Origin of the sequence: Streptomyces sp. NPDC001714, from assembly GCF_042892755.1 — a bacterium.
GTDB lineage: Bacteria > Actinomycetota > Actinomycetes > Streptomycetales > Streptomycetaceae > Streptomyces.
The window spans coordinates 107825-119174 of the sequence record NZ_JBIAUL010000015.1 but is presented as its reverse complement, the minus strand read 5'-3'; the positions used below and the strand labels follow the sequence as shown (position 1 = coordinate 119174).

General features: G+C 73.4%; 7 protein-coding genes. 2 read left to right on the top strand and 5 right to left on the bottom strand.

The genetic code is table 11. The features are described 5' to 3' along the window. Window positions 1–77: 77 nt before the first annotated feature. The 3 genes from ACFY0P_RS34130 to ACFY0P_RS34120 form a co-directional block, all read right to left on the bottom strand. A complete protein-coding gene (locus ACFY0P_RS34130; RefSeq protein WP_388921989.1) occupies window positions 78–860 on the bottom strand; it encodes a hypothetical protein in 783 nt (260 codons plus the stop codon). A gap of 176 nt (window positions 861–1036) precedes the next feature. After that, on the bottom strand, window positions 1037–2608 hold the full coding sequence (locus tag ACFY0P_RS34125) for an FG-GAP-like repeat-containing protein (protein ID WP_388921986.1): 1572 nt from the start codon (window positions 2606–2608) through the stop codon (window positions 1037–1039). A gap of 163 nt (window positions 2609–2771) precedes the next feature. Then, window positions 2772–3242: a hypothetical protein gene (locus ACFY0P_RS34120; RefSeq protein ID WP_388921984.1), complete on the bottom strand. Its 471-nt coding sequence runs from the start codon at window positions 3240–3242 to the stop codon at window positions 2772–2774. Window positions 3243–3722: 480 nt separating this feature from the next. Between ACFY0P_RS34120 and ACFY0P_RS34115 the strand changes: the two genes are divergently transcribed. Next, window positions 3723–7217, top strand: coding sequence for a colicin E3/pyocin S6 family cytotoxin (locus ACFY0P_RS34115; RefSeq protein ID WP_388921982.1), 3495 nt, complete (start codon window positions 3723–3725; stop codon window positions 7215–7217). Next, entirely contained in the window at window positions 7214–7444 is a 231-nt protein-coding gene (locus tag ACFY0P_RS34110) for a hypothetical protein (protein WP_388921980.1), read from the top strand. The genes ACFY0P_RS34115 and ACFY0P_RS34110 overlap by 4 nt, the downstream gene beginning before the upstream one ends. A gap of 83 nt (window positions 7445–7527) precedes the next feature. Here the strand turns inward: ACFY0P_RS34110 and ACFY0P_RS34105 are convergent, their stop codons facing one another. Together ACFY0P_RS34105 and ACFY0P_RS34100 are read right to left on the bottom strand one after the other, a co-directional pair. After that, window positions 7528–10677 carry a sacsin N-terminal ATP-binding-like domain-containing protein gene (locus tag ACFY0P_RS34105; protein ID WP_388921977.1) on the bottom strand — a complete coding sequence of 1050 codons (3150 nt, stop codon included), beginning with the start codon at window positions 10675–10677 and terminating at the stop codon, window positions 7528–7530. A 57-nt stretch (window positions 10678–10734) separates the two neighbouring features. After that, window positions 10735–11268: a hypothetical protein gene (locus tag ACFY0P_RS34100; protein WP_388921975.1), complete on the bottom strand. Its 534-nt coding sequence runs from the start codon at window positions 11266–11268 to the stop codon at window positions 10735–10737. Window positions 11269–11350 lie beyond the last annotated feature (82 nt).

Here is an 11350-nt window from a genome sequence, read left to right as displayed (position 1 = left end):
GGTGGTGGCTGGGTCGCGCCCGCGCGGCGGTAGCCGCACATCAGATACAGCCCCGCGCCCCTGACGGGGCGCTGCAACTACTGCACGTCGACGTAGTCGCCCGTGGCGTTGACCGCCGGGGTCGTGGAGGTGCCGGCGAAGGAGTAGCGGTAGTAGCCGTCCACCGTCGCGGTGGTCGTCGTCTTCAGGGCGCCCGTGGACGAGGACTTGATGGTCTTCAGCGTGGTGTAGGTGCTGGAGCCCTTCTTGCGGAACTGGAGCTTGACGGACTGGCTCGCGTAGCCCGAGTACTTCTTGGCGTCCCAGTTGGCGCGGGTCAGGGAGCCGGTGACCGTGATGGTCTTGCCCTTCTTGACCGGCTCGGGGGCGGCGTTGACCGTCAGCTTGGACAGGCGCTGGACGAGCACCTTGCCCATGTTGTCCTGGAAGGTCGGGTCGTCGTTCTTGTCGAAGGCGATACCGCCCTTCTGCCACGTGCCGGCGATGCTGTTGACCAGGTCGGCGCGGCTCACGTTGAGGGTGGCCTTGCAGCTCTGGACGGTGGACGAGGTGTCCGTGCAGGTCGGGTCGGTGTCGGGGGCGACGCCGTACTCGGAGGTCTTGATCGAGGAGCCGTGGTAGATGACCGGGACGGCGTAGAAGTCGCCCGTGCTCAGGCTCGCGGCGTGGGTCACCTTGTAGGTGACCGCGACCTTCACGGTGCCCGTGGCGGGCACGACGATCGCCTTGCCGGCGTTGACCGTCATGCTGGAGAAGGTGACGTCCAGCGTGGTACTGCCGGCGGCGTGCGCGGCCGGGGCGACGAACGCGGAGAGGGCCAGGGCGCCGGAGACGGCGGCCACGGTGGCACGAATGCGCATGAATTCCCCAGTGGGAACAGTGGGCGCGAGGCCCAAGTGATCTAGGGAGTCTGTTGACTCGCGTGATCAGATCCACGAGGTGCGATCAGGGTTGTACGTGTGAGACGTAATCCGGCCATTTTTTGTTTCCTTTGCGACCGGATTACGTCTCCTTGGGGTCACTCACCCCCGGCGGTTCAGACCGTCGGCCACATGGACCTGCCCGCCGCCAGTGCGCCCTTGCCGTCGCCCGCGTACCACTTCAGGTCACCGTTGGCCCACAGCGCGGCCAGGTCCGCCTTGCCGTCACCGTCGAAGTCGCCGCCGACCACGGCGCGGATGGTGCCCCAGCTCTTGTCGGGCCACATCGAACGGGCCTTGTCGAAGGTGCCGTCGGCCTTGCCCGGGTAGAGGTGGAGCGCACCGTCGGCGGCGACGGCGGCGATGTCGTCCCGCCCGTCACCGGTGAAGTCGGCCGTGGCGATGTGCTTCTTCTTCCAGGTCTTGTCCGGCCACATCGCCTTCCTCTGGTTGACGAGGTTGCCGTCGGCATCGCGCTTGTAGGTGTAGAGGGAACCGTCGGGCCACTGGAAGAGCAGGGTGTCGCGGCCCTCCTTCCCGGTCCGCAGCGTGGCCACGGGCAGGCCGTTCTTCCAGGTGGCGTCCGTCCACAGCTTGGAGCGGTTGTAGACGCCCGGAACCCACGAGCGCCTGCTGAACAGGGTGAGGTCGCCGTCGGCGTCGGCCGCGATCAGCTCGGTCCCGGCGGTCGTGTCGAAGTCCCCGGCGACGAGCTCCTTCTGGTCACTGCGTCCGATCGCCCTCAGGACGGAGCCGTATTCGAGCGTGCCGTCGGACCGGCCGTGGAAGACCTGGGCCGAGCCGCTGGTGAGCAGCGCGGAGATATCGGTACGGCCGTCGCCGTCGAAGTCGGCCGCGGACATGACGTCGGTGACGTACTTCTGGCGGTTGGTCAGCAGCACCTTCTGCACCCAGTCGGCGATGTCGTCGACCCGGGTGGCGACGGCCCCGGTGCGGGTCTCCCGCGAGTTGAAGCAGCCGCCGTCCCAGGCGGCGCTGACCACGCCGACGACCCTGCCGCCGGTGTCGAGCACCGGCCCGCCGGCGTCTCCCTTGCACAGCGCGCCGCCGGAGGCGGCGGGCGAGATCGCCAGGGTGGTGGGGTTGACGAGATCCACGCCGAAGGATCCGCTGTGGGCCCGCGCGGGAACCCATTCCAGCCGGGTACGGCCGTAACCGACCGCCGTGAGCCGGTCGCCCTGCGCCGGGGCCGCGGAGCTGACGTCGGCGGAGGCGATGTCGGGGAACGGCCCGTCCAGCTGGTCGGCGGCGGTGGTCGGGTCGTCGAGACGCGCCATGACCAGGTCGCGGCCCGGGTACGGCACGATCTCGCGGACCCGCTGCTTCAGCTCGGCCGTCGGCGTGGGGGCGTTGCCGTCGGCGGTCACCAGAGTGGGCAGGGGCGGCGCGCCCCGGGTGAGCGCGGTCGCCTGCCGGGGGTCGGGCGCGAAGCAGCTCGCCGCGGTGAGGACCCACTGCTGATCGACCAGGGTGCCGGAGCAGCCACGCTCGTTGTCGGTGCCGCCGGCGATGTGGAGCTTGACCGTGAACTGGTCGACTCCGTCCGCGAGCTGGTCACCGACGACGGACTGGGCCGGGGCCGCGGTCAGCAGACCGGTCGTCAGACCGGCGGCCGCGAGACCGGCGGCCCACATCATGCGCGTGCTGCGCGGACGGGCGTCTTTCACGTTTCCCTCGAATCGAAAGGCGGGCTTCCCGACAGCGCCGCTGGACGCAGGGCGCACGGGGGAAAGCCGAGGAGCATGCGGAAGGGCGGGTAAGGGCAAGGCGTAGCCCAACAGCCCGGCGCCCGGCGGAACCCGCGGGCCGGGGTGCGGCGGCCGGCGGTTCTCAGCCGGTCACCTGGAGTTCGACGAGGACCGACGGCGCGCCGCCGGCGCCCTCGCCGACGGACTCGAAGCCGCCCTTGGGAACGCTGACCGAGGTGGTCTGGCCGTTGCTGGTCAGGTCGGCGCGGATCGGGTGGTCGGCGCCCGCCTCCACCATGAAGACCTGCGGGAGTTCGAGCGTGAGGCGGCCGGTCTTCGCGGTGGCCTGGAAGCAGTAGGTGCCCGCCCGGCCCACGGAGTCGTCCTTGCGGGTCAGCACCCGGATCTGCTGGGTGCCCTGGTCGCAGTCGGCCAGCAGAATGTGCCCGTCGCCCCTCTTCAGCCGGATGCCCTTTTCGGCGAATACGTGGTCGGCGCCGGGATAACCGTAGTCCTCGACCGCCACGGGCGGTGCCGAGTCGGCCGGGGATTGCGGCGGATCGTCGGCCGCTGCCACCGAAATTCCGGCCAGCGTGACACACGCGACCGCCATTCCGGAAACAACAAGATTTCGGGCGCGGAAAGGCACCGAAGATTCCCTTCCGGCGTGGATCCTCGCATCGAGAGACCCCCGCCAGGATGCGATGAAAAAAATGCAGACATGCGTGAGCAGCGACCCTCATTGCCGCTGTATGCCCAGATCAGCCGGTTGCGAGCGCGCGCAACCGGTCCCCCCTCCATCCCCGTGAATACAGGTCCACGGCACCGCGGGCTGGTCGGGCCCGATTACCGCGAACGTAAAGTCGAGGCACAGGGTAAGCAAAGGTGCGCCGCGTCGTCAACCTCGACCCCCGCGCCGCCGCCGCGCCGGCTCCGCCGACGCATAATTCGCTTCCACTCGGTAAAACGATGGCTATGCTTACCCGTCGACCATTCGGCGACTCGCAATTCGGGGGTCGTCGCCGATTACCGAGACAGGTACTCAGTGAATCGAAGAACTGACCAGTTCGATACCGCTGGAAAAGCCGTACGGGTGATACGGGGAACCGCGCTCGGTCTGCTGCCCCTGGCGATCGCCGCGGGGCTGCTCGGCCCCGTCCCGGCCCAGGCCGCAGGTTCGCCGGCCGGCGGCTCCGACACGACGAGCGGGGCGTACTCGGACCGTGGCCGGGTCCTGGAGTTGTGGAAGTCGGGCGGGCCGGGGCTGCGGGCCGCCGCGGAGATCGCCCTCACCGGCGCGGACACCGACGTGCGGCACTTCCTCGACGACGTCGCGCCCGAGGCCGCCTACCAGGACGACCGGGTGCAGACCGCGCAGCTCGCGAGTATCGGCGGACGGGGCCTGCAGGAGGCCGCCCGCACGGCGCTGGCCGGGTCGCAGGACGACCTGACCGCCTTCCTGAAGGACGGCTGGAAGGCGCCGCTGGAGCAGGACCAACGCGTCCGCATTGCCCAGATCATCGACGCGGGCGGGCCCGGCGTGCAGGAGGCCGGCCGGGCCGCTCTCAAAGGCACGTCCGAGGACATGACCGCCTTCCTCGACGAGGGCCAGTACACGCAGCGCGAGGAGGACGAGCGGGTCCAGCTCGTGCAGATCGTGAGCACGGGCGGACCCAATGTCCGGGCCGCGGGCCGGGTCGCGCTGGACGGCACCGCCGCCGACATCCGCGAGTTCCTCCAGGTCGGCCAGTATGTCGCCCGCTCACGCGACCAGGAGCGCGCCACGGTCGCCCAGCTCGCCGCGCAGGCGAAGGAGGCCGGACGCCAGGCGAAGGCGGAGACGGAGGCGGCCAAGGACGCCTCGGCGCGGGCCGTCGCGGCCTCCGCGCTGGCCAAGGAGGCCGCGCAGAAGGCGGCGAAGGAGACAGAGGCGGCCCGCAAGGACTCGGTGCGCGCCGCGTCCGCGGCCTCCCGCGCGGCCACCGCCGCGGGCCAGGCCGCCAAGGCGGCCCAGCAGGCCATCGACGCGGCCCGCGCGGCCAACAACTCGGCCCGTACGGCGGCCACCGCGGCCACCCAGGCCGCCGCCGCGGCGACCGGTGCCGCCCAGGCCGCGAGCCGGGCCCGCGGGGCGGCGGCCGACGCGGCCACGGACGCCACCAAGGCGAGCACCGCCCACAAGGCCGCCGACGACGCCCGTACCGCGGCGAAGGGCGCCCGGCTCGCGGCGGACGCCGCCGCCCAGGCCGGGGTCGCGGCGACCGCGGCGGGGGACGCGGCGAAGGCCGCGGCGAGCGCTGGCGGCAACGCCGACGCGGCCGCCAGTGCGGCGAGCGACGCCAGCGCCTATGCGGACCAGGCCGGGGCGCACTCCGCCGAGGCCGACGCGGCGGCCGCGGCCGCACGCGCCCAGGCCGCGGAGGCCACCCGCGCCGCGAACGCCGCGGAGAGCCTGGCCCGCAAGGCGGCCACCGCCGCGGGCGAGGCCCGGGACGCGGCCAACTCGGCCGCCACGCACGCCGAGAACGCGGCCAAGGAGGCCGACGCGGCCGCCGACCACGCCGCGGACGCCGCCGACGCGGCCAACCAGGCGACCGCCCACGCGAAGGCCGCCAAGGAGGCGGCGGACATCGCGAGCGGAGCCGTGGCCAAGGCCAAGTCGGTGTTCACGCTGGCCCGGCAGATCGAGGCCGAGGAGCTGACCGCCCGTACCAACGAGGCCGTGGCGCGCGCCCGGGACCTCAAGGCGCAGGAGGAGCGGCGGCAGGCGGCGCAGGAGCGCGTGACGCAGGCGTCCGCGGCCCTCGAAGCGGATGCCCGGCAGCTGAGCACCGCCGCCTCCGCGCCCGGCGCCGATCTGCAGAAGGTCGCCGCCGACGGCCGTGACCTCGCCCTGCGCACCCTGAAGTCCCGTGGGCCCTGGAGCCGTTCGGCGGCCGGGGACGCGCTCGCCGGGGACACCGCCGAGGTGGTGTCGTACGTCCGTAGCGGCCGGGTCGAGGCGGCCCAGGCGGACGAGCGGGCCCGGGTGCAGACGCTGGCCCTGGAGTCGCCGTCGTCCGGCGTGCGCGGCTCGGCCGAGCAGGCCCTGGCCGGCGGCACGGCCCGGATCAGCACGTTCCTGAAGGACGGCCAGTACCAGGCGATGGCCGACGACCTGCGTGTCTACATCGCGCGGGTCGTCTCCACCGGGGGCCCGGGCGTCCAGGAGGCGGGCCGGGCGGCGCTGAACTCCGGTTCCGTGGACCGGTACCGCACGTTCGTCACCGACGGCCAGTACCAGGCCCGCACCGAGGACGAGCGGGTGCGCGCGGCGCAGCTCGTGGACAGCGGCGGCCCCGAGGTCAAGGCGGCGGCCAGGATCGCGTTGGAGGGGCCCGCGCCGCTGCTGCACGCGTTCATCCAGCACGGCCAGTACCAGGCGCAGCGCAAGGACCAGCTGGCGGCCGGCCATGTCGCCCTGGTCCAGCAGCTGATCTCCGAGGCCGCCTCGGTGGCCGCGACCGCCCAGAAGAACGCCGCCGAGGCCGGCAAGGTCGCCGCCACGGCGCGCAAGGCCGCGGCCGACGCCAAGGAGTACGCCAAGCAGGCCGACGCCTCGGCGAAGGCCGCCAAGGGGTACGCCGACGACGCCCTCAAGTCCGCCCAGGACGCGGAGACGTCGGCGGCGAACGCGGCGGCCTCGGCCAGGACCGCGCGGGCCGCGGAGGAGGACGCCCACGCGGCGGCCGCACGGGCCGTCGAGTCCGCCACCCAGGCGCAGGCGTCGGCGAACTGGGCCCAGGGCTCGGCCGACGAGGCGTGGCGCGCGGCGGACGACGCCCGCGCGTCGGCGACGGCCGCCGGCAAGGACTCCACGGCCGCCGGCAAGGCCGCCCTGGACGCCTTCCAGGCCGCAGTCACCAAGCAGATCCAGGAGGAGGCCGAGTACCGGAAGACGGAGGAGGCCTGGCGCAGCGCCCCGAGCCAGGACGCGCCCGACGAGGACTCCGGCAGCGACTGGGTCCCGGACTGGCTGGAGGACACCGCGGACACCGTCCTCACCTACGGCGAGGCGATCCTCACCAACGAGGACGTCTGGACGGGTCTCGCGGAGACCGGCGCGGGCGTCGTGATGATGGGCGTCGGCGGCTCCGGCGACATCGCCGGCGGTGCGCTGTGCATCACCGGCATCGGCTGTCTCGCCGGTGCCCCGGCCATCGCCGCGAGCACGACACTGATCGTCTCGGGCGGTTTCACCACCGCCGACGGCGTGGGCCGCTTCAACGACGGCCTGGGCCAGGCCCTGCGCGAGGCGCAGAGCAAGAGCAACGTCAACAAGGTCGTCCAGCCGGGCCCGAAGCCGGCGCCGAGCAACCTGCCGGGCTTCCCCAAGGCCGCCCGCGCCAAGCCGAAGACTCCCGTGCAGGGCGGCGGGGGCCTGCGCAAGCGGTGGAAGGACCCGGGCACCGGGGAGATCTACGAGTGGGACTCGCAGCACGGGACGGTCGAGAAGTACAACAAGCGCGGCAAGCACCTCGGGGAGTTCGACCCCAATACTGGTGCCCAGACCAAGCCCGCGGACGGAACCCGGAAGGTGACCCCATGAAATACCTCGTCGCCCGCTACGCCAAGGACGAGGACACGCCCGAGACGGTCACCGACGTCTCGTCCGTGGGCGCCGACGCCTTCGCGGAGCTGCTGGCGGTGCCCGCGGACCGGTTCACCGACGTGTACCCGCTGCGGCCGGAGCACGCGGACGGTTTCCACCAGCTGACCGGCATGGCCCTCGACCTGGACCGCTTCGAGTACTTCCTGGAAGTGGAAGCGGACTAGCGGAGCAGCGGACCGAGCCGAGGACGCGACGCGGCCCGGGCCCCAGGGGGCCCGGGCCGCGTCTGTCCGGTTCCCCGGCCTGCTCAGTCGAACCAGCGGTCCCGCGCCAGCTCCTCCGTCCGGGACGGGTCCTCCAGGAGGGCCGCCACCTCGAACCGGCGCGGCCACTGGCCCGCCGCCCAGGCCAGGCCGGCGGCCACGCCCTCCAGGGTCGCGGCGTGCAGGACGCCGTCGCCGGTGAGGCGCCAGTCGATCTCGACGCCGTCGACCACCAGTTCCTCGTGCTCGACGTACGTCTGCGGAGTGCGCGGGCCGAGCAGGACGTGCACCGGCTCCGGGACGTCGTGCTCCGTGCCCTCCGAGTCGACCGAACCCGTCACCGACTCGCTCAGCCGCCGCACCTGGAACAGCTCGGCCAGCTCGGCGGCCCGCGACGGCCGTACGGGGAGCAGGGGGACACCGGAGGTGAAGGGGAGGAGGTCGGGCGAGTCGACGACCACCGCGTCCGCCGCGTCCACGACCTCCACCCGGCCGTCGACGACCGCCCGCAGCTCGTCGGGGAGCGTCACCTGCTCCGGGTCCAGGTCCGCCAGCGCGCCGTACAGCGCGTGCAGTTGGGCGCCGGTCACGGAGCGGTCCGGGTCGGCGAGGCGGTCCAGGAGTTCGGCGGCGCCGCCGGGTTCGTCCAGGAGGGCGGCCACCGAGGTCCGTACGCCCAGTGCCCGCAGCACCTGCTCGTCCTCGAAGCCGGTCGCGTCGGCCTCCTCGTAGAGGCCGCGCAGCAGCGGGTCGCCGCCGGCCGCCAGCAGGCCGGCCGGGCGGCGGCCGTCGAGGACCGGGTGCCCGCGCAGCCACCACGCGGTGTACGGCCGTACGACCTCGTGCGTGCCGTCGGGCAGCAGGACGCGGACCGGCTGGGTGAGGGCGTCGCGCAGCGGCGGCTGGGCGAGCAGGGCGAGGGCCTCGGGCCAGTGGTCCTCGTCGACGAGGTCGAGGTCGCGGACGGCGATCAGCTCGGTGGCGACCGGGGGGACGGGGGTGTCCGGGAAGCGGTCGAGGATGTCCTCGCACCAGACGTCGACCGCGTCGAGCAGGCCCGCGTCGTCGGGCTCGGCGAAGTCGCCCTCGCGGGGCTCCAGTTCGTCCGGATCCAGGACGACGTCGGTGGCGCGGACGAGCGCGAAGTTCGCCAGGACCCCGCAGGCGGCGAGCGGGCCCTCGCCCCACTTCCCGGCCAGCTCGGCGTCCACGGAGGCCAGTTCGTCCTCCCTGATCACCCGGGCGAAGGCGCTGCCGGGGAAGACCAGTTCACCGGCCGGGGCCAGCTCGCCGTCCTCGTCCGGAAGTGCCAGCGCGCCCAGCCACGGCTCGTCACCGGGCTCAAGACCGGCGTCCCGGACCAGGGCGAGCACGGTGTCCGCCAGCTCCTCGGCGTCCGGAGCATCCTCCTCCCAGAGCGCGCCGCCCTCGTCGTCCAGCGAGGCGGCGACAGCGGCCCGCACCTGCGGGGTGGTGAGGACCGCGCGGGGGCTGGCGGGCAGCGCGCCGAGCTTCTCCAGGAGCGGGTGGGCGGCGTCCTGGTGGGCGACCTTGAGGCCGAGCCGGGCCAGCACCTCGGGGTCGATGGCGGCCGCGTCCGCGGTGGGGAGCAGAACCTGCCGGGGACCGATGGTGGTCCTGCCTCCCCCAGAGCCAAAAGCCTGGGAGGTACCCCCAGCGAGCGGCACCGGCAGGCCGGAGAGCCGGTCCGGGTCGACGCCCGCGAGGCTGTCGTAGAGCCGCCACCACCAGTCCGGGTCCTTCTCCAGACCGGCCAGGCGGTCGACGGCGTCGGCGAGCGGCAGCCGGGCGACGGAGAGGGTGCGCAGCTCGACGCGGCGTTCGAGGCCGGCGGGCAGGAGCGTCGGCAGCACCTCGGCCAGGACCCGGACGGTCTCCGCTCCCGCCCCCTCCACGATCTCGGCGTCGCGCGGCCGCAGCGCCTCCGGAAGGTCGCTGTCGTCTCCGGCCTCGACGGCGGGCGGCAGGAACGCGGTGCGCGGCAGCCGCTCCAGGATCGCCTGGCGCAGCGCGCCGTCCAGTTCGCCCTTGCCGAGCGGGCCGGGCACCAGGTGGATGATCCCCTCCCCCACCGGCCGCCAGTCGGCGAGGAGTTCGGCGTACGCGTCGGCCGCGCGCTGCACCAGGAAGTCGGTGAGCGGGCCGGGGGCGGCGTGCCGGCGGGTGGTGTCGAGGGGGAAGGAGGCGATGAGCAGGGCGGGCACGCCGAGGGGCTCGTCGCTGGGGGTCGGGGCGTGCACGACGGCGGCGGTGCGCGGCCGGTCGGGGGCGCCCTCGGCGTCCGTGGGCACGGCCCAGGTCAGCGACCAGTGCGGTCGCAGCCGCTCCTCGACCGGCCGGTCGGCGAGCAGGTCGGGGGTGAGCGGGCCGTGCGCGGAGACCGTACGCCAGTGGGTCGTGCCCTCCTGGGAGTCCGCTACGACGGTGAGCGCGCCGTCGGTGCTGCGGCGCAGGGTGCGGGTGGCGTCGGCCGTCTCGACCACGACCTCTTCGAGACCCGGCAGGGCCAGGAGCAGGGCGTCGTCCACGGCGTCGAGGAGACGCTCGGCGAGATCGGCGGCCGCGGTGTCCCTGAGCGGCAGGATCACGACCGTGTCGTACGGGTCCGGGGCGGTGCCCTCGGCGGCGAACGGGAGCCGCAGGAGGGGGACATGGCCGTCCCGCCGACGGATCTCGTCCCCCAGCCCCGGGCTGTGCCGGGCGGTCTCCTCGGCCAGCTCCCGGGCCTCGGCGAGGGACCAGCGGACCCCGCCGTGCCGCCCCACGACCGCGGGTTCGTCGGTCACGGCCAGCACGGCGGCGAAGCCGACGCCGAACCGCCCCACCGCCCCTTCGCCGTCCCCCCGCTTCGCGGAGGCGCGCAGGGTGGAGAGGGACTCGACACCGGTCGCGTCCAGCGGGGCGCCGGTGTTGGCGGCGAACAGGACGCCGTCGCGGAGGGTGAGCCGGAGCCGGCCGGGACCACCGGCCCGCGCCGCCGCGTCGGCCGCGTTCTGGGCGAGCTCCACGACGAGCCGGTCCCGGTAGCCGCCGAGGACCAGGTCCTCCTCGGCGTTGGCGTCCTCCCGGAACCGGGCGGGGCTGGTGGCCCAGGCGTCGAGGACACCTCGCCGAAGACGAGCGGTCCCGAACGGGTCGGCACCCTCGGCTGCGGGCCGCACGAACTTGCTCACGTTGTCTCTCCTCGTCGACGTGAGCACGAAGGTACCGCCTCACTGGGGAAGCGTCGGCTAGAGGCCGCCGACCTTGACCGGGAGCTTCTGCAGCGTCGCGACCGTGACGCCGGGGTTCTCCGGGTCCACCAGGTCGACGGGGTTCTGCAGCTGGTACAGGTCGCCCCGCGGCGGGTACTGGGTGAGCCGGGCGACGAGCCTGGCCGGGTCCTTGGTGGTCAGCACCTGGACCCCGCCGTTGCCCGGCCGGTCGATGGTCATGCAGAAGGGGAGCACCCACACGCTCTCGTACTGGGGCGGGAACTGCTGGGTCTGCCGCAGCAGGCTCTTCGGGTCGACGTCGATGTCGTTCTGCTCGATGGTGACGGTTCCGCCGTCGCCTCCGTCGTCCGACGGCAGCTCCGCCGAGATCCGGAAGCCGATGGTCCGCATCCGGACGCTGTTGATCGGGTCCTCCGGGTCGACGTCGACCCGGTGCTTGATGCCCCCTCGGAAGTCGACGCTGACCAGGGAGTCCTTGAGCTGGAGCGGGGTGTTGATCCCGAGCATGCTGCACGGGATCTCCGCGCCGATGGGAGGCAGGCCGGGCATGGGTTCTCATTCGCGAGAGGGCCGCTGGCATATTCAGCGATCTCACTCTCGAAGCAGGGCGTGCCCGGACGAAACGACCACG